Here is a 19,579-nt window from a genome sequence, read left to right on the forward strand (position 1 = left end):
AACCGTTCTCGCTGTCCGACATGGTTTCGTGGTGATCACATCTGCGCTCCGACCGGCGCCGGATGACCGTGTTAGCCTCCCCTAATTCAACCCGGTGAGCTATTTCGCCGACCTAGCCGAAAGGTTGCTGCCAATGCTCGGTACCACCGAACGTCCCGACGAGGTTCCTTCGCGCTCGTTCCGTGCACACGGTCGTCGCGTCGTTGTCGCCTCGGCGGCGCTCGCCATCGCGCTCGGGCTGACGGCGTGCGGTTCCACCGACAGCTCGGACGCGAAGGCTACCCCCACCACCAGCGACTCTGCCACCACGACCGCCACGGCCAGCAGCACGGGTGCCGCCGCGCCCGCCGAGGCACCGACACCGGAGGCGTTGCAGGCGGTGCTGGTGAAGTTCTCCGACCCCGCGGTCTCCACCGAGGACAAGACCGCGCTGATCGTCAACGGTGAGCAGCGCAAGGACAAGATCGACCAGATGAACAAGGCGCTGGCCGGGTACGGCGCGCTGACCTACGAGGTCGCCGACATCACCACCGCGGCCGATACCGCGACCGCGCAGGTCACCATCACCTCGCCGCACGGCACCGTCCCCGCGATGCCGATCACCTGGCAGAACTCCGACGGCAGCTGGAAGCTCACCGATCAGAGCGGCTGCCTGATGCTCGGCTTCGCCCAGGCGCCCTGCGTTCCGGCCTGAGACCGGTGCCATCCCGGCACCGTCCTCGGTCCTGACCCGCGGGTAAGCGGCTCACCCCACGCCGAATGCACGAACGGGGTGGGCCGCTGAGGACCACGCGCATACGACATGGCGCGTGGCTCTGCCGTTCGCCGATACTCGGCGCCACCCAGGCCAGGGCCGAGCCTCAGCGCCCTTCTCAGCCCTTCTCAGCCCTTCGAGGGCCTGCGCTGCGGGCGGGGGGTGACCGTTCCCTCGGCGAGCCTGCGCGCGCTCACCAGGAACGCCGTGTGCCCCTGCATCCGATGCTCCGGTCGCACGGCAAGGCCCACCACGTGCCAGCCGCGCACCATCGACTCCCACGATCTCGGTTCGGTCCAGCACTCCTGCTCACGCAAGGCCTCGACCACCCGCGACAGCTGAGTGACGGTCGCCACGTACACGAGCAGCACGCCGCCGGGCACGATCGCCTTCGCCATGGCGGGCAGCGCGTCCCACGGCGACAGCATGTCGAGCACGGCGCGGTCGACGGATGCGCCGTCGTAGTCGGCGACGTCGGCAACCGTCAGCGACCAGTTTGCTGGACGTTCGCCGAAGAAGGTTTCCACGTTGCGCACCGCGTGCTCGGCGTGATCATCGCGAATTTCGTAGGAAATCACCGCACCGTCGGTGCCGACGGCGCGTAACAGCGAACACGTGAGCGCACCGGACCCCGCACCCGCCTCCAGCACCCGCGCGCCGGGGAACACATCACCCTCGTGCACGATCTGCGCGGCGTCCTTCGGGTAGATCACGGTGGCACCGCGCGGCATGGACAGGACGTAATCGACGAGCAGCGGTCGCAGCGCCAGATACGGGGTGCCGTTGGTGGACTGCACCACCGTGCCCTCGTCGGCGCCGATCAGGCTGTCGTGCTTGATGCCGCCGCGATGGGTGTGGAACTCCTTGCCCTCCTCCAGAACCACCGTGTACAGGCGGCCCTTGGCGTCGGTCAGCTGTACCCGGTCCCCGAGGGTGAATGGCCCGGTCCGTCTGGCCGTCATGAATCTCCGTTTCGCTGGTCTGGCTGCGCACCGGCGTGTCGGTGCCGCCCGATAGCCTGCCAGGTATGTGCTCGTACGCGTCACCTCCCCCTCTCGACGCCACACCGTTACCCGAACCCGGTGTGCCGACGCGGCGCTCACGACCCGCGCTGTCACCCTCGCGGGCAATGGATTTCAAGCAGTGCCCGCTCAAGTACCGGCTGCGTGCGATCGACAGGGTGCCGGAGCCGCCGACTCGGAACGCGGTGCGCGGCACCGTCGTCCACGCCGTGCTGGAGGATCTCTACGGCCTGCCCGCCGCCGAGCGCGGACCCGACCGCGCCGACGCACTCGCGGTACCCGCGCTGACCAGGGTCACTGCCGAGCGCCCCGAGATCGGCGAGCTGATCACAGCCGCCGACCAGGACAAGTTTCTCGGCGAGGTGCGCGCACTGGTACGCACCTACTACCGGCTGGAAGACCCGACGGGTTTCGAGCCGGAGTCGAGGGAGGCGCGCGTCGAGGTCGAATTGGCCGACGGCGTGCTGCTGCGCGGCTTCGTCGACCGCATCGACGTCGCACCCACCGGCCAGCTGCGGGTGGTGGATTACAAGACCGGGCGCTCGCCGGGGACGAAGCGGGAGACGCGTGCGCTGTTCCAACTGAAGTTCTACGCGCTGATGATGCTGCGCACCCGTGGCATCGTGCCAGCACAGCTACGGCTGATCTACCTGGCCGACGAGCAGATCCTCACCTACGCCCCCGACGAGGAAGAGCTGGTGCGCTTCGAACGCACCCTCGCCGCCCTCTGGGCAGCCATTCGGGAGGCGGGACGCACCGGCGACTTCCCACCGAACCCGAGTTGGCTGTGCACCTACTGCGACTACAAGCCGCTGTGCCCCGAATTCGGCGGCAGCACACCGGCTTACCCCGGCTGGCCGGACGAGGCACTCGGCGAGTCACCGGAGGAGGTCTTAGCCGAGGCAGTCGCCGACTGAGCGACACGCTGCCGAGCGAGCCGATGCACGTCACCGGCCCAGCCAGCAACCGTGCTCGCACGCCGACAGCCCAGGTCGCACGCGCCGCGCACAGGACCGTATTGCTCGGCGCGGCTACACCCGTCACGATCGGGCGCCCGTACCGCCGGCCATGGCCGAAAACCCGCGCGACGAACCTGTCACCTCGGTGCCACTCGCATGTGTCACCCCGGCGCAGACCACGGCGGCGGGTGAGACCGCACTCCCACGACGCGGCGTGGGCGGTGACCAGGCCAGCACCGGCGCGATGTCACGGCGTGAAGTTGTGGAACAACAGCACCGAAAGGCCGAGGCCGACAAGGAGGTTCACCACGGCGGCCGAGCCGAACACCACCACCGGTCGCCATCCCGCCTCGCGCAGGCCGCGCAGCGAGAATTCCAGGCCGATCGCGACGAACGCGAAGATCAGGAACCAGGTGCGCAAGTCGTTGACAGTCGCGATGTGCGCCGCACCCGATTTCTTGTCGGCCCCTTGGAGATACAGCGTCCCGATGATCGAGGCCGCGATGAACGCGAGCACGAATTTCGGGAACCGCTCCCAGAACTGCCGTCCCGATGGACGTGCGGCGCCTGGCGTCCGCTCGACCTTCAGGGTGAAGTACGCGGTCAACGCGATCGCCACGATACCGATCAGCGCGTTCTGGGTGGTCTTGACGATGGTCGCGATCTGCAGGGCCTGCTCGCCGGCGATCGTGCCCGCCGCGGCCACCGCCGCCGTGGTGTCGATATTGCCGCCGATCCACGCGCCCGACACCGCGTCCGACAGCCCGAATACGTCACTGAGCCAGGGCAGCAGGAAGATCGAGGGCAGCGCGAAGATGATCACCAGCGAGGCCGCGTAGGCGATCTGCTCACGCCGGGCCTGCACCGCGCCCGCCGCCGCGATGGCCGCGCTCACGCCGCAGATGGATACCGCCGAGGACAGCAGCGCGCGCAGCTTCGCGTCCAAGCCGAGTCGGCCACCCAACCACCAGGTGAAGCCGAACACGATGGTGATCAGCAGCAGCGCCTGCACGATCGAGGGACCGGCCGCGGTAACGAGGATCTTCAGGTTGATCGAGGCACCGAGCAACACCACCCCGGTCTTGATGAAGAACTCGGTGCGGAATCCGGCCGAGAGGCGGTCGCGCAGTGCGAGTTTGGTGAGGATCACATTGCCGATCAGGCCGAGCACGATGGCGTAGACCGGGAATTCGATCGACTTGGCGACGCGCTCGAACGGTGTGTCTACCGCCCACTTCGGGACCTGCGCCTCGAAATACCTGGTCAGCGCACCCAGGACTACCACGACCACGACACCGGCGAAGATCGCGAGCGGCGTCGAGGAGTTCGAGGTTTCCTCGGTCGTCGTCGACGCCGCCTCCGGCCCGCCGTCGGTGACCGGGTCAGGCGACGCGGTGCCGCTGTCCTCGGCCGTGACCACCTCGGGCGCATCGGTTTTCACGGGATCACCGGTCGCGGTTTCGTCACCGGTTTCGACTGTCTTCGGCTGATCCGCCATCACGGCACCAGCCCTTCGGGGAGCACGCCGAGCAGAACCAGCGCGAGCAATACGAGGCCGACCGCCGAGGCGAGCCAGTCCTCATTCCAGTGAAATCGACGCGGTTGTCCGGTCGAAACCCCGTCGGGCGGTGTCGTTCCCACGGCTGTGCTCCTCGGCTGCCTGCGATTGCTGATCGAAAGCCGCACGGTAGCAATCGGCCATCAGCGCACACAGCGGTTGCACTCACCGTGAATCAATCGCCCATACACCCCATACACCCTGAATCGGACGTGATCTCCGGTGCGCGCCTCCGCCGACGCCTAGAACGCTCGGCAGGAACGAATATCGGTCGCGAGGATCGCCTTGGCACCCAGGCCCGCGAGTTCGTCCATCAGGCGATTGCCGTCGCGTCGCGGAACCAGCGCGCGCACCGCGACCCATCCCGGATCGGCCAGCGGAGCGACGGTCGGCGACTCCAGACCCGGCGTGATCTCGGCGGCACGGTCGAGCAGGGGCTTGGGGCAGTCGTAGTCGAGCATCAGATATTGCTGCGCGAACACAACACCCTTGAGCCGCGCGATCAACTGGTTACGGACGCGATCGTCCTGGTCGGAGCCCGAACGCTCGACCAGCACCGCCTCCGAGTCGCACAGCGAATCGCCGAAGGCCACCAGGTTGTGCTGACGCAGCGTGCGTCCAGACCCCACCACGTCGGCGATGGCATCGGCCACCCCGAGCTGGATCGAGATCTCGACGGCGCCTTCCAGACGAATCACCTCGGCCCGGACACCGTGGCGTTCCAGATCGGCGAGCACCAGGTTCGGGAACGAGGTCGCGATGCGTTTGCCTTCCAGCTCGGCGACGGTCCATTCCTGACCGGCGGGAGCAGCGAAGCGGAAGGTGGAGTTGCCGAAGCCGAGCGCGAGCCGTTCCTGGACGGGCGCGCCGGAATCCAGGGCGAGGTCGCGGCCGGTGATACCGAGATCGAGCTCACCCGACCCCACATAGACGGCGATGTCCTTGGGTCGCAAGAAGAAGAATTCGACCTGGTTGGCCGGGTCGAGGACGGTCAGATCGCGTGAGTCGGTACGCCTGCGGTAGCCGGCCTCGCTCAGAGTCGTGGCGGCGGCTTCCGACAGGGCGCCTTTGTTGGGAACTGCGACGCGCAGCATGCGGATGGTCCTTTCGGGAGGGGAACTGCGGGATTCGCGGACGAGCAACCGTCACAGATGTCGGTATACGTCCTCGAGTGTCAGTCCACGGCCCACCATCAACACCTGAGCCCAGTACAGCAGCTGGGAGATCTCCTCGGCCAGCTCCGCGTCGCTTTCGTGCTCGGCGGCCAGCCACACCTCACCAGCCTCCTCCAACACCTTCTTTCCCTGGAAATGCACGCCGGCGTCCAACGCGGCCACGGTGCCCGACCCCTCGGGACGGGTGGTGGCACGATCCTGGAGCTCGGCGAACAGGGAGTCGAAGTTCTTCACGAGAGCAGTGTATTTGCCGCGCGGTCGCGGGCGTTCACGGCCCTGAAAGTAGCCAGCTTACGACCGCTGGCGGTGGTGCTGACCGGCGGCCAATGCGCCGGCAATCCGCGCATGACCGCGGTCCTGGAAGCGATTCACGTGCGTGCGGTACTCGCCCGACTCGGCGCCGAGCCGTGGGAAATGGTGGAGCATCCTCGACTGATCCAGCAACCACCTGCTTCGAGCGGATGGAACTGTGGCGGTCAGTCGTTTCGGCCGATCGATCGCCATGCCGCCGCCGACACCGGTGTGGCCGAATCCGGACGCACTCCCGCCGATATCCACCTCGCCGCCGGGTACCTGGCGTTGCCCGGCTTTTCCCATGAATCGCACGAAAACGCGGCGGTGACGATGCCCCGTGGACACCACCACCGCCGCGCTCGGTGTTACCGACGTCCTTGCGACGCTTCACTCACTCGCGAGCAACGCCTCCAGGTCGGCGACCGCCGTGCGCAGGTGCTCGGCGTAGGCATGCATCTCGGCGGCCACCGGCTTCGGGGTCGCCAGGTAGATGTTCCACCGGTCGGGCAGCAGCACGTAGGCGACGCCGATACAGCGCGAACTGGTCGAGCCGAAACCGAAGTAGCGGATATTGACCGACGGCGCCGAGCTGGTGCTCAGGTAGTCGTCGCGGAGGATCTGCCAGCCGGGGCTGGTGTAGAGCGGAATCGGCTCGGTGACACCGAGTTCGGCACCGCGACGACGCTGGATCCACTCCAGCTCCCACAGGTGCTGCTCCGGCGCTTCGCCGCCCTGGCACTGCTTGGCCCTGGCCACATGCGCACTCGCCGCGGTACGCGCCGCGGCGAGCTTGGTCGCGGTATCGACCGAGGGATCCTGCACCGCGTCGACGAATGCCACCATCTCCGGGGTCACCACGCGCATGGCCTCGGTGCGGCCGTTGCGGTACTGCCTGGTGGCGATGGATTCGTAGGTGGCGCCGGTGATTCCCTTACTGCGCCGGTGCGCAAGCTGATAACTCAACTGCGCGAACGCGTCCGGGGAGATCCCGAGCTGCTTGGCCCTGGTGGTGCCGAAGTTCTCGAACGACACGTTCTGCGTGGCATTCGCGTCCGCGTATGCGGCGAAGGCCGCCGCGGCACCGGCGATATCGGCTCGCTGGTCCGCGTCGAGGGTGAACTCGATCGGCTCCACCGTCGGCAAACCCTGCGCCCGCGCACCCGAGCGCTCGGCATGGTCGGCGGCCGAGGTCGCCAGCAGCGTGTCGACGAACGACAGCACGGTGGTGCCGTCCAAACCGCAGTGCTCGATATTGATCCCGGCCTGCCCGTCGCCGTAGACGATGAACGACACCGACTTGTCGAACCACCGGTTCGCACTGTCGCCGTGCAACAACTGATCACAGGCGTGCTGCTCGTCGCGTGGGACGAAATCCTCCAGGCACACGGCGAACAGCGCGGTCTCGATCGTGTCGATCGCCGCGGCATTACCGGCGTCGGCCAACAGGGTTTGCCTGCTCGCCGCCCATTCCGCGCGCGGCTTCGTGGTGAGATGACCAACGGCGGTGTCCGTACGCGCTTCGCGCGGAGCGTCTTTCAGCACCGCGCGCAGACCGTCGACGAGATCCTCGACCGAGTGCGGCGCACCGTCGGGACCGATCGCGTCCAGCCGGAAGATGTTGCCGCGGAACAACACCACGATGTGCTTGGCCTCCGAAGGACCCGGCCACTCGTCGGTGTAGGGCACCCGCACGGAATCCAACGGATCACCGGGAATGCGAGTCTCGGAGAACAGGTACTTGTTCTGCCACATCGACAGCGGCTGCCCACGCTGGGTGACCGGCGGGATCGTCTCGGCGTCCAGGGCCAGCTTGTAATCCACTGCCGCGGCGATGATTCCCGCCGCACGCTCGGCCTGGCTCGCGCCGGTCGAGGCCGCCAACACGGTGTCGTCACGGAACAGGAAGAAGAAGTTGGCATTCAACGCGATGCGATCGCGACGGCCCAGATACCGCGACGGCCAGAACTGGTCGAGCCAACTGCCGACACCGGGAGTCCGCTCGTACTCCTCCAGCGCCGCGTGCAGCGTGCGACCGGGTCCGTCGGGACGCAGTAGGTCTGCCACGGCGGCCTCGGTGGCAGCCAGTTCTTCGGCCGTCAACAGCGGAGCGCTCCACTCCAGCAGTCGACGGCCGCTGTCCTCCAACGTCGGCAGGGGGACCCTCGGTAAATGGTCCTCGGCGGCGAAGGTGCGTTCGGTCAATGCGAATCCTCGGTGTCGGGTTGGTTTCTCGGCATCGGGCGGGACAAATACAGGCCGGCATACAGCCAGCCTTCGGCTTCGCGGTCGGTGGTGTCGACCCCGTGTTCGGACAGGGCGTTCAACACCTGGGAACGCTCCGTGTCGGAGGCGAACCTGCGCTGCTCGAACAGTCCTGGTACCTGTTCGGTGCGGTAGCCGAGCGCGGCGAGTTCCGTCTCGATCGGCGCGAAGTCGAACATGCGCAACACAAAGTGTGCCATCCACGGTCGACGATCGGGATGCGCGGTGGCGACTCGCGCCAACGTCTTCTCGGTGACGTATCCGACGCAGCCGGTGGAGATCACCAAATCGGCGGAGGCGATGGTGGCGCGCTGCGCGTCGGTGGGTTCGTTCGACTCCAGGTCGGCGTGGACGACGTCGTGCAGGAATCCGGCTTCCAGCGCGTAATCCAGCGCGGGTTTCGAGGCGTCCATGCCGATCACCCGCACATCGGGTAGCACGTCCTCGGCGGCGAGCCGGGCGCGGTCGCGGGCGATCAACGCCGACCGGCCTTCCCCTTCGGCGGCGGCGTAGTGCTCGGCCATAGCGTCGACGGAGGTGTCGAAACGCAGCAGTGCCGCGTTCACCCCGTAGGAGCAGCCGATGTCGAGCACGGTCGGCGCGGCGATCTGGAGCTCGTCGCGATATTGTTGAATCTGTTGTTGGAACACCGGTTTCGCGAGCTCGGGGATCCGGTAGTCGAGGGCCGACAGGGTGGCGTAATAGTCGCGAGGATCAGGGCGGTCGTAGATGTCGTCGAAGGACGCTTTCCCGGTGGTATCTAACGGCACTGGCACTGTCGTTTCCTCTCGGGTCGAACTCGCTCGATCGAGCTCCGCGGCTCAGTCGAGCAGCCTGTCGCCACGGACAGCGGCGGCCGCGGCGGCGAAGTGATCGGGTAACACCCGCCCGAACAATTGGCGGGTGCGTTCCACCGTCCCGATGATTCCGGGACGGTCGGTATAGGCGAAGATGGCCGAATGCCGTTGGCGCGCACCGCTGACCGGAGTGACGCGGTGCAGTGAGAACCGTCCTCGGAACAGCTGCAGGTCTCCGGGCCTGAGCTCGAGTCGTTTGATGAAACGTTCGCCGCCACCGGTGAGTACGGCGTGGACGTCGTCGAGGTTCTCCGCTTCCGGCGTGCGAATGCCGGGACAGTATTCGAAGCCGCCGCCGGTCTCGGCGGGTTGGGTGAGCATGCTGACGGTGAATTCGTTGGTATCGAAGTGCCACGGATGCGACATGCCCGGCGCGACGACATTCAACGTCAATCCTGCCAGTGGATCGGCGAATTCGTGTAGCGCGTCGAGGCCGAAGCACTCCGCGACGAACGCCTGGAAACGCGGCTCGGTGTAGAGCTGCTGGATCAGGGCCTCGGCGGGGATGCGGTCACGCGGAACGAACGCGTTGCCGCGCTCCAGCACGATCTTGGCCGGATGCCCCTGCGGCAGCTCGGTATCCAGTGGAATGTTGTAGGCGTTGACCCGCTCGACCTGATAGTGCGCCTGCGGAGCGATCCGCTCGCCCTGCGCGCGCAACGTCTCGATCAGCTCGGGTCGAATGAACTCCCGCAGGACGGTGCAGCCGTCCTCGGCGAGCTCCGCCCGAGCGCGCGCTATCGCTTCGCGTCGACCGGATCCGTGCGGATCGGTGAGGGGATACCGTGCGGTATCTACGATTTCGTCGAGGACACCAAACCCGGCCATGCAGTTATTTTGCTCGAGTCACCCCCGAAACGCACGCGTTTCGAAAAGATTGCCGGTGATCACTGTCACACCTACCAGCAGCGAACATTCATGTTGCGGCACAGTAACTCTCGACCGAAACTCACGCCAGGCAACCGACCTCGCGACCGTGCGGGGTCAGTCGCGCACCAGAAGCGCGTCCGCCAAATCACGCATCGTCAAGCCCACCAGGGTGTCCCGCGAAACAATGCCGGGACCACCGGGAACCGGAACTTCACAGGGCACAGCGATCACCGCGCAACCGGCGGCACGCGCCGCGAGCACACCCGTCGGCGAATCCTCGACCGCCACACAGTGACTCGGATCGACCCCGAGTTGCCCGGCAGCACGCAGATACCCGTCCGGCGCGGGTTTCCCCTGGTCGACCTCATCACCACACACCGAGACCTCGAAGCGGTCGCGACCGAGCGTCTCGAGACCGAACTCGGTAAGCGACCGCTTGGTATTGGTGACCAAACCACACCGCAGCCCCGCCGCACGCGCCATCGCCAGCGCGTCCTCGGCGCCGGGACGCCAAGGGATCGGACCGGTCATCAACTCCCCCACCCTGTGCTCGAGGAACTCACCCGCCGCAGTCAGCGTCTCGGTCGTCGGCGCGATGCCGAACCCGTCGAAGAAGATGCGCAAGGCATTGGGCCCGGACGCACCGATCAGCGCGTGCCGGAGCTCGCTGGTCATCACGTGGCCGTGTTCGTTCGCCAGTTCACGAATGGCGATCTCCCACAGCTTCTCCGAGTCGAGCAGCGTGCCATCCATATCCCAGAGCACAGCCGCCGGTTGCGCGGTCACCGCGAGCATCTCCTTCGCTTGTCGTCGATAGTGGATCAGGCCTCGTGCGGCCGCCATGCGGATCGGGCCGCGCGAAAAGCTAGGTGCCCGAGGCCGCGATCAGCAGCTGCCCGTTCTCGGACGTCACGTCGAACCACCGCTGCTCCGAGCTCGTCGAGCCGTTCTTCAGGTGATAGGTCAGGGAAGCGACCACCCGGTTGCTTCCGCTCGCGGTCACCGAGCCCACACTCACCGACCGTACCGTGCCCCAGAACCGGGAGTACGCGTCGTACCCGCCGGTCTGCGCCTGATAGGACGGGCCGAGCTGGGACCAGCCGCCCGCGACATTTCCCGGCACCGTCGAGTAGTAGCCCTGGACGAACGCCGTCAGGCGTTCCGGGGTCGGCGGTCCCGAGGGTGTGGTGGTCGGCGGCGGGGTCGTAGTCGTCGTGGTGCTGGTGGGCGCGGGAGTCGTGGTGGCACTCGGCGGCGGGGTGGTGGCCGCGGAACTCGGTGCGGGAGCACCCGATTCGACCACACCGTCCGATAGCGCGGCGCTCGGCGGCGCGGCGGTCGGGGTGTCGTCGTCTCCGCCGCCGAGCGAGGCAAGCAGCAGGCCGACGATGACGACCAGTAGCACCGCCGCACCGGCGCCGACAGCCCACAGTCGGTTCCTGCGGACCTCGTTGCGTCGAGCCGTGTCGGGTGTGCTGGCGAATGGCACAGCCGGTTCGTTCGGCGCCGGGTGGGCGGAAACCGGCTCGGCCGCACCGGAACCGCCGAACGAGGTAGGTCCGGTCGGGCCCTCCCTCGGTGGGGTCGGCGTCGAGCCCCTCGACGCCGAACCGGCGGCGTCGAACGCCGTGGTAGCGGGTGCCGGTTGCTTCGGCGCCGCGTCCTGCGCCGCAGTGTCCTTCGGTGCCTTGTCCTTCGGTGCGTCGGAATCGCTCGGCCAGACCACCGGACCCACCGGCTCCGGCTCTGGCAGCACCGCGGTGGCCGCGGCACCGGGCTTGGGCATGACCTTCGTCGACGACGGAGGGGGCGGCGGCGTCCGCCCGGCCACCACGTCGTTCAACGCCTGCTGCGCCTCGTGCATCGTGGGGCGCGCGTCGACGGTCGGGGCGAGCAGGCTCATCAGCACAGGGCCCAGTGCACCCGTGTTCTCCGGCGGCTTCACCTGTCCGCGCGCCACCGCGTGCAATACCGCGAGCGGGTTGTCGCCCTCACCGAACGGCGGGGTCCCGCTCACCGCCGCGTACAACGTCGAACCGAGCGCGAACACATCCGAGGCGGGTTCCGGGTCCTCACCACGCGCCACCTCGGGTGCCAGGTAGGCGGGAGTGCCCGCGAGGAAGCCGGTGGCGGTGACGGTGACGTCACCGACCGCGCGCGAGATCCCGAAGTCGGTGATCTTGACCGTACCGTCGTCGGCGACAAGCAGATTCGCGGGTTTCACGTCGCGGTGCATGATCCCCGCATCGTGCGCGGCCGTCAGCGCCGAGGCGGCCTGCGCGCCGATCTTCGCGACCTCCAGCGGCGGCAGCGTCCGGTGGCCCGCCAACTTCACGGCCAGGCTCGGCGCATTCATGTACTCCATCACCAGCCACGGCTGACCGTCTTCCTCGGCGACGTCGAAGACGGTGATCGCGTGCGGATGATGCAATCTGGCCGCGATCCGACCCTCGCGCATCGCACGCAGCTTGGCCTCCATGGCCGACATCTTCGACAGACCGGGCGCGAGGATCAGTTGCTTCACCGCCACCGTCCGGCGTAGCCGGACATCCTCGGCGCGCCACACCACGCCCATGGCTCCGCTTCCGATCGGGTCCGAGAGCCGATAGCGTCCCGCGATCAGTCGATCCGTCGTCATGGTGTGGTGCCCCTCCTCGCTTACGCCGAGCCGGTCGCGAACTCCGTGGGTAAGCCCGGAAATCTCGCAGAATTCTACGCGCCGAGGTCTTCGCGCACGTTGTTCACATACCCAGCGGCGACCCGAGCACAGCGCGCCGCCCGCGTCGGGTGCGGCGGCAACGACACCGACAATGGCACAGACCACCGACAGACGGCCAGCCAGCACCGAGACCCTCGCCTCGGCGTCGACGGTGCGCATGTCGCGTCACCTAGTCGATACGCCCGCGTTTCCGCAAATCACGGCATACGGCCAGGTAGTCGAGGCCCTTCGCGCCGAAGCGATTTCGCGCCCACGCGACGTGAACACCGTCACATCATGCCGCCCGGTTCGATGACGCACCGGGCGCGACCGCTTCGGCGCAGCGACAACTCAGACGTTGAAGTACTTCGCCTCGGGATGCAGCAACACGAACGCGTCGGTCGACTGTTCCGGATGCAGTTGTAGCTCCTCCGACAGCTCGACGCCGATCCGTTGCGCCTCCAGCAGATCGACCAACTTGGCACGGTCCTCCAGGTTGGGGCATGCGCCGTAGCCGAAGGCGTAACGCGCGCCTCGGTACCCGAGCTTGAAGTACTCCAGGACATCGTTGGGGTCGTCGTCGGCGACCGAATGTCCTTCCACCACCAACTCTTCGCGGATGCGGCGATGCCAGTATTCGGCGAGCGCCTCGGTGAGTTGCACGCCGATCCCGTGCACCTCGAGATAGTCGCGATAGTTGTCGGCGGCGAACAACTCGTTGGCGAAGTCGGCGATCGGGGCACCCATGGTCACCAACTGGAACGGCAGCACATCCACCTGACCGGTGCGCCGCGCGTCCTCGCGCGAACGGATGAAGTCGGCGATGCACAGGAACCTGCTGCGCTGCTGGCGCGGGAAGGTGAACCGATACCGTTGCGGCGCGTCGGGATTCGGCTCGGTCAGGACCACCACGTCGTCGCCTTCGGACACCGCGGGGAAATAGCCGTAGACCACGGCCGCGTGTTGCAGCACGCCTTCGGTGGACAAGCGCTCCAGCCAAGACCGCAGCCGAGGACGACCCTCGGTCTCCACCAGTTCCTCGTAGGAGGGCCCGTCACCGCCACGCGCGCCGCGTAATCCCCACTGGCCCAGGAACAGCGCGCGCTCGTCCAACAGTCCGGCGTAGTCGTTGAGCGCGATGCCCTTCACCACGCGCGCACCCCAGAACGGCGGCGTCGGCACCGGAACGTCGGCCGCGACATCGGAGCGCTCCGGCACCACCACCGGCGTTTCGGCGGCCTTGCGTTCCTCCGCGATACGCAGCGAACGTTCGTGACGCGCCTTGCGTTCGGCCGTTTTCTTGCGTTCGGCGATCGCTTCGGGGCTGTCCGGGGCGGGACCGCCGCCGCGCTTGCGCGTCATGATGTCGTCCATCAACCGCAGGCCCTCGAAGGCGTCCCGCGCATAGTGCACGTCACCGGTGTAGACGTCGGTGAGGTCGTTTTCCACGTACGAGCGGGTGAGCGCGGCACCGCCGAGGAGCACGGGGTACTGGTCGGAGATCCCCCGGGAATTCAGTTCCTGGAGGTTCTCCTTCATCACGACCGTCGACTTCACCAACAGCCCCGACATGCCGATCACGTCGGCCTTCTTGTCGACGGCGGCGTCGACAATGGTCGAAATCGGCTGTTTGATCCCGAGATTCACCACCTCGTAGCCATTGTTGGACAGGATGATGTCGACGAGGTTCTTACCGATGTCGTGCACATCCCCCTTGACGGTCGCCAACACGATGCGCCCCTTGCCCGAGTCGTCGGAGGCCTCCATGTGCGGCTCGAGGTGGGCCACGGCGGATTTCATCACCTCGGCCGACTGCAGGACGAACGGCAACTGCATCTGGCCGGAGCCGAACAGCTCACCGACCGTCTTCATCCCCGCGAGCAACGTCTCGTTGATGATCTTCAGCGGCGGCACCTCGTTCATCGCGGCGTCGAGATCGGCCTCGATGCCGTTGCGCTCACCGTCGACGATCCGCCGCTCCAGTCGTTCGAACAACGGCAGCGCCGCCAGCTCCTCGGCACGCGATTCCCGTGACGAGGACGCCGATACCCCTTCGAACAGCGACATCAGCTTCTGCAGCGGGTCGTAGTCCTCGCCGCGCCGGTCGTACACCAGATCCAGTGCCGTCTCGCGCTGCTCCTCGGGAATCCGCGCGATCGGCAGGATCTTCGAGGCGTGCACGATCGCCGAATCCAGTCCGGCCTCGACACATTCGTGCATGAACACCGAGTTCAGCACCTGCCGCGCCGCCGGGTTCAAACCGAAGGAAATATTCGAAAGGCCCAGCGTGGTCTGCACGTTCGGGTGGCGGCGCTTGAGTTCCCTGATGGCCTCGATGGTTTCGACGCCGTCCTTGCGCGATTCCTCCTGGCCGGTGCCGAGGGTGAAGGTGAGCGTGTCGATGATGATCGCGCTCTCGTCCACCCCCCAGTTGGTGGTGATGTCGGTGATCAGCCGCTCGGCGATAGCCACCTTGTGCGCCGCGGTGCGTGCCTGACCCTCCTCGTCGATGGTCAGCGCCACCACGGCCGCACCGTGCTCGGCGACCAGCGCCATCGTCTTCTGGAACCGGGAATCGGGCCCGTCGCCGTCTTCGTAGTTCACCGAGTTCACCGCGCACCGACCGCCGAGTTGCTCCAGACCCGCGAGCAGCACAGGGGTTTCGGTGGAGTCGAGCATGATCGGCAGCGTGGAGGCCGTGGCAAGCCGACCCGCCAGTTCCCGCATATCGAGGACACCGTCGCGTCCGACGTAATCGACGCACAGGTCGAGCATGTGCGCGCCGTCTCGGGTCTGGTCCTTGGCGATATCCAGGCATTTCTGCCAGTCCCCTGCCAGCATGGCCTCACGGAATGCCTTGGAGCCGTTGGCATTGGTGCGCTCGCCGATCATCATGATCGAGGCGTCCTGCTCGAACGGCACCGCCGAATACATGCTGGATACGGCGGGTTCCGGGACCGGAGACCTGCGCTGCGCCACCGGCGGCAGCGTGGGCTCCACCTCGCGCACGGCCTCGCGCACCTGACGAATGTGCTCGGGTGTAGTGCCGCAGCAGCCACCGACCAGCGCCAACCCGAACTCGGAGACGAATCCGCTCAGCGCGACCGCCAATTCCTCGGGTGTGAGCGGATACTCGGCGCCGTTCGCGCCGAGCACGGGCAGTCCGGCGTTCGGCATCACCGAGACGGGCACCCGCGCGTGCCGGGACAGGTGGCGCAGATGTTCGCTCATCTCGGCGGGCCCGGTCGCGCAGTTCAAGCCGATCATGTCGATGCCGAGCGGCTCCAGCGCCGTCAGCGCGGCGCCGATCTCGCTGCCGACCAGCATGGTTCCCGTGGTTTCGACCGTGACGTGAGTGATGATCGGAATCCGGCGGCCGAGCGCGGCCATCGCGCGTTGGCTTCCGGTCACCGCCGCCTTCACCTGCAGCAGGTCCTGGGAGGTCTCGATCAGGATCGCATCGGCGCCACCGTCGAGCATCCCGGAGGCCGCCTCGGTGTACGCGTCACGCAGCGCCGCGTACGGCGCGTGCCCCAATGTCGGCAGCTTCGTGCCCGGCCCCATCGACCCGAGCACGAAGCGCGCCGTTCCGTCCGAGGAGGGACCCATCTCGTCGGCGACCTCCCGCGCCAGCGCGGTCCCGCGCTCGGACAGATCGCGAATCCGATCGGCGATGTCGTAGTCGGCGAGGTTGGGCAGGTTACAGCCGAAGGTATTGGTCTCCACCGCGTCGGCGCCCGCCTCGAAGTAGGCCCGGTGAATCGTGCGCAGCACATCGGGACGGGTGTCGTTGAGGATCTCGTTGCAGCCCTCCAGGCCGCGGAAGTCGTCGAGGGACAGCTGCGCCGCCTGCAACATCGTGCCCATCGCGCCGTCGCCGACGACGACGCGCCGACTCAGGGTGTCCAGAAGCGTGGTGTCGAATCGGGAGGGGAGGACGGCAGACATGTGATCAAGAGTAGTGGCACCTACCGTCATCGCGGTCGACTGCGTCGGACACTCGTGGGCCCCACCACACCGGGCGTCCCCGCGACGGACCGACCCGCAACGGCAGCGCAATCCGAGGCCGGTCCCCGCGTCACGGACGCGGCGAATCTGCGCAAGCCTTAGGCTTACCGAGTGAACGCCAGTGAAACTCCCGATCAGGAGCTGCCCACCCTCCGGGCTCCGGTGCTGGTCGCGGCCTTCGAAGGCTGGAACGACGCGGGTGACGCGGCCAGTGGTGCTGTTGAGCATCTGGAACTCATCTGGGACGCCGAACCGCTAGCCGAACTCGACTCCGAAGAATATTACGACTACCAGGTCAACCGCCCCACGGTGCGCCAGGTCGACGGTGTGACCAGGGAGATTCTCTGGCCGTCCACCAGCCTGTCGGTGTGCTCACCGCCGGGTAGCGAGCGCGACATCGTGCTACTGCGTGGCATCGAACCCAATATGCGGTGGCGCAGTTTCTGCACCGACCTGTTGGAGTTCGTGGAGCAATTGGGGGTACAGACCGTCGTCATCCTCGGCGCGCTGCTCGCCGACACCCCGCACACCCGTCCGGTGCCGGTCACCGGTTCGGCCTACAGCAAGGAATCCGCCGAACGATTCGGCCTGGAAGAAACCCGATACGAGGGACCGACCGGGATCACCGGGGTCCTGCAGGATCAGTGCGTGAACGCGGGTGTGCCCGCGGTGTCGTTCTGGGCGGCGGTGCCGCATTACGTCTCGCAGCCGCCGAATCCGAAGGCGACCATCGCGTTGCTCCACCGCGTGGAGGACGTGCTCGACATCGAGGTGCCGCTGGGTGAGCTGCCCAAGCAGGCCGAGGAATGGGAAGAGACGGTCAACGAGATGACCGTGAGCGACGAGGAGATCAGCGACTACGTCCGGTCGCTGGAGGAGCGCGGCGACGCCGCGGTCGACATGAACGAGGCGATGGCCAAGATCGACGGCGACGCGATCGCGGCCGAATTCGAAAAGTACCTACGCAGAAGGGGTCCTGGGAGCTTCTGAGCCGAATGCGCCGGCCCGGTTCATGATCGGGCCGCGCTCGGCGGGAGTGTCGACGCGGTCGGGGCAACACGGTCGGGGTGAGGCGGTCGGACAGGTGCGGCTCAGCTCGCCGCGACCGCACGCTCCCCCACACCGACGGCTTCTGCGACACGCCCGGATTCCAACCATCCTTCGATCGTCCACACCCGTGCCGCGGTCTCGTGCACGAGTTTGGCGATCAAGATGTCTCGCGGAATGGTCTGTCCGGCAAAATGATCGAGCGAGGGAACAACGACGTGATGTGCGTCGGCCCGTCTGAGCTCCCTGGTGAGCTCGGCGAATGCCGTGCCGTCACCGGAAGTCGACTCATGGAACGTTGCGGCGAAACAGAGCCCCTCCATCCGGGCGAGGGTGCTCATCGCATCCTCCAACTCCGCGCAGTGGTCATCGACCAGATCGTCACGCAAGTATCCATAGATCAACGCTTCCACCCGAACCTCCGTTGGATTGGCTTCGCTGTTCCTATATGTGGATCACCCCGTTGTACTGGGGTACTGCGCTACATGCAAGAGCAGATGCAAGTACACCCGTCCTTACACATGGGGTCAGCTAACTTTCCGCACCCACTTCAAGGATGCACAACGCACGATTGCGAATGAAGGTGTCAACCAGGTGACATCACTGTGCCCTATCGAGGACACCAAGGGTTAACTGGTGTGATACTACCGGCGTGACCACAGGAGACGATCGACCCGTCTGGGCTGTCAGGATGCGTTCCGAACGCGACGCGAGGGGGTGGTCACAGGCCGACGCCGTCCGTGTCATGCGCTCGAAATCGTCACACAACCTGCCCACGGACAACACACTGCTACGTAACTGGCGCCGTTGGGAATCCGGCGAATCCCGACCCGACGACTTCTACGCTCCGCTCATCGCCGCCGCCTTCGACACCGTCACCGCCGCCTTCTTCCCCAAAGCTCGCCCCAATCGCGACGACGAACTGCTCTCAGCAACCGGTATGGACACGTTGGAATTCATTGGCCGAGTACGGATGTCGGATGTGTCATCGGCCACACTCGACGCGGTGCGGATCACCGCGCAGCGGCTGTGCTGCGAGTACTCCTACGCCGACCCGCGCGATCTGCACATCGAGGGCACCGCGTGGTTGCGCAGGATCACCTCGTTGCTCGACGGCCGCCTCACCCTGGCCCAACACCGGGAAATCCTGGTGCTCGCAGGCTGGGTCGCGCTGCTGGTCGGCTGCGTCGACTACGACCTCGGCAGGCGCAGCGCCGCCGAATCCACCCGGCGCGCGGCACTCTCGCTCGGCCAGGAGGCCGAGAACACCGAAATCTCGGCCTGGAGCGCGGAAATGGCGGCCTGGTTCGCCCTCACCCAGGGCAATTACCGGGGCGCGATCGACGCGGTGGCCCAACCGTTGGAGGCCAGCCGAAACCTCGGTGTCGGGGTACAACTCGCGGCACAGCGCGCCAAAGCGTGGGCGCGCCTCGGCAATCCGCACGAGGTGGAGATCGCGCTCGACGAGGGGCGCGACATCCTGGAGCGGCTGGAGCACCCCACCGACCTGGACAACCATTTCGTCGTCGACGCACGCAAGTTCGACTTCTACGCCATGGATTGCTGCCGGGTCGCGGGCGAGAACCGGTTGGCCGAGGCCTACGCGAACGAGGTGATCCGCAACTCCACCAACGCCGACGGCAGCACACGCAATCCGATGCGCGTCTCCGAGGCCCATCTCACCCTGTCGGTGATCGCCGCACGTAACCGGGACCTGGAGTTGGCGGTCGAGGAAGGCACGCGCGCCTTCGCGGGTAGCCGCAAATCGCTGCCTTCGCTGATGTGGATCGCGGGCGAGGCCGCGCGCGAGATGATCGAGCGCTTCCCCGGCGACCCGCGCACCCGCGTCTATTTCGATCAGCTGCGCGCCGTCTCGGCGGAATGAGCGAGCGGCGCACGCGGGTGCGGTCGAAAGCGCGGCGGCACGGCGTCGTCGTATCGGTCTGCGACACAGCGCATTCCCCCGCACCCGGTGTGCCCGCCGCCGACCGCGGCGCGCGTTCGCGCAGGCGAGGGCGCGCCGAAGACCCACACGGCGGGCAGGCAGCGACCTGCCCGCTATTACCCTGTTCCCG

Annotated in this window: 16 protein-coding genes; 4 read left to right on the forward strand and 12 right to left on the reverse strand. The window is 66.9% G+C overall.

Going from position 1 to position 19,579, the window contains the following annotated elements; translation table 11 throughout:
- Positions 1-133: 133 nt before the first annotated feature.
- Positions 134-694: a hypothetical protein gene (locus ABEA50_RS13065; protein ID WP_345495581.1), complete on the forward strand. Its 561-nt coding sequence runs from the start codon at positions 134-136 to the stop codon at positions 692-694.
- A 188-nt stretch (positions 695-882) separates the two neighbouring features.
- On the opposite strand, the gene ABEA50_RS13070 is transcribed toward ABEA50_RS13065, so the two are convergent.
- Positions 883-1,716, reverse strand: a complete 834-nt coding sequence (locus ABEA50_RS13070) for a tRNA (adenine-N1)-methyltransferase (RefSeq protein ID WP_345495582.1) — start codon at positions 1,714-1,716, stop codon at positions 883-885.
- Positions 1,717-1,781: 65 nt separating this feature from the next.
- Between ABEA50_RS13070 and ABEA50_RS13075 the strand changes: the two genes are divergently transcribed.
- On the forward strand, positions 1,782-2,693 hold the full coding sequence (locus ABEA50_RS13075) for a RecB family exonuclease (protein WP_345495583.1): 912 nt from the start codon (positions 1,782-1,784) through the stop codon (positions 2,691-2,693).
- A 289-nt stretch (positions 2,694-2,982) separates the two neighbouring features.
- Here ABEA50_RS13075 and ABEA50_RS13080 read toward each other — a convergent pair whose 3' ends face one another.
- The 10 genes from ABEA50_RS13080 to metH all read right to left on the reverse strand — a co-directional run bounded on the left by ABEA50_RS13080 (position 2,983) and on the right by metH (position 16,397).
- Positions 2,983-4,233 (reverse strand): YeiH family protein, encoded by a 1,251-nt coding sequence (locus ABEA50_RS13080; RefSeq protein ID WP_345495584.1) that lies wholly within the window; start codon positions 4,231-4,233, stop codon positions 2,983-2,985.
- Positions 4,233-4,376, reverse strand: coding sequence for a hypothetical protein (locus tag ABEA50_RS13085; RefSeq protein ID WP_345495585.1), 144 nt, complete (start codon positions 4,374-4,376; stop codon positions 4,233-4,235). The genes ABEA50_RS13080 and ABEA50_RS13085 overlap by 1 nt, the downstream gene beginning before the upstream one ends.
- Before the next feature lie 159 nt (positions 4,377-4,535).
- On the reverse strand, positions 4,536-5,387 hold the full coding sequence (hisG, locus tag ABEA50_RS13090) for an ATP phosphoribosyltransferase (protein ID WP_345495586.1): 852 nt from the start codon (positions 5,385-5,387) through the stop codon (positions 4,536-4,538).
- Between the two features lie 51 nt (positions 5,388-5,438).
- Positions 5,439-5,702 (reverse strand): phosphoribosyl-ATP diphosphatase, encoded by a 264-nt coding sequence (locus ABEA50_RS13095; protein WP_345495587.1) that lies wholly within the window; start codon positions 5,700-5,702, stop codon positions 5,439-5,441.
- Between the two features lie 447 nt (positions 5,703-6,149).
- Positions 6,150-7,964, reverse strand: a complete 1,815-nt coding sequence (locus tag ABEA50_RS13100; protein WP_345495588.1) for a choline/carnitine O-acyltransferase — start codon at positions 7,962-7,964, stop codon at positions 6,150-6,152.
- Positions 7,961-8,800 carry a class I SAM-dependent methyltransferase gene (locus tag ABEA50_RS13105; protein WP_345495589.1) on the reverse strand — a complete coding sequence of 280 codons (840 nt, stop codon included), beginning with the start codon at positions 8,798-8,800 and terminating at the stop codon, positions 7,961-7,963. Before ABEA50_RS13105 ends, ABEA50_RS13100 begins: the two co-directional genes overlap by 4 nt.
- 45 nt (positions 8,801-8,845) lie before the next feature.
- Entirely contained in the window at positions 8,846-9,709 is an 864-nt protein-coding gene (locus ABEA50_RS13110) for a HalD/BesD family halogenase (protein WP_345495590.1), read from the reverse strand.
- 156 nt (positions 9,710-9,865) lie between these two features.
- A complete protein-coding gene (locus ABEA50_RS13115) occupies positions 9,866-10,546 on the reverse strand; it encodes an HAD family hydrolase (protein WP_345496548.1) in 681 nt (226 codons plus the stop codon).
- 70 nt (positions 10,547-10,616) lie between these two features.
- Complete coding sequence (locus ABEA50_RS13120; RefSeq protein ID WP_345495591.1) at positions 10,617-12,629, reverse strand: serine/threonine-protein kinase; 2,013 nt, start codon at positions 12,627-12,629, stop codon at positions 10,617-10,619.
- Between the two features lie 171 nt (positions 12,630-12,800).
- Positions 12,801-16,397 carry a methionine synthase gene (gene metH / locus ABEA50_RS13125; RefSeq protein ID WP_345495592.1) on the reverse strand — a complete coding sequence of 1,199 codons (3,597 nt, stop codon included), beginning with the start codon at positions 16,395-16,397 and terminating at the stop codon, positions 12,801-12,803.
- Positions 16,398-16,568: 171 nt separating this feature from the next.
- Between metH and ABEA50_RS13130 the strand changes: the two genes are divergently transcribed.
- Positions 16,569-17,447, forward strand: a complete 879-nt coding sequence (locus ABEA50_RS13130) for a PAC2 family protein (protein ID WP_345495593.1) — start codon at positions 16,569-16,571, stop codon at positions 17,445-17,447.
- A gap of 101 nt (positions 17,448-17,548) precedes the next feature.
- Here ABEA50_RS13130 and ABEA50_RS13135 read toward each other — a convergent pair whose 3' ends face one another.
- Positions 17,549-17,917: a hypothetical protein gene (locus ABEA50_RS13135; RefSeq protein WP_345495594.1), complete on the reverse strand. Its 369-nt coding sequence runs from the start codon at positions 17,915-17,917 to the stop codon at positions 17,549-17,551.
- A gap of 239 nt (positions 17,918-18,156) precedes the next feature.
- Between ABEA50_RS13135 and ABEA50_RS13140 the strand changes: the two genes are divergently transcribed.
- Positions 18,157-19,389, forward strand: a complete 1,233-nt coding sequence (locus ABEA50_RS13140) for a helix-turn-helix domain-containing protein (RefSeq protein WP_345495595.1) — start codon at positions 18,157-18,159, stop codon at positions 19,387-19,389.
- Positions 19,390-19,579 lie beyond the last annotated feature (190 nt).

The organism is Nocardia callitridis (genome assembly GCF_039543305.1).
GTDB lineage: Bacteria > Actinomycetota > Actinomycetes > Mycobacteriales > Mycobacteriaceae > Nocardia > Nocardia callitridis.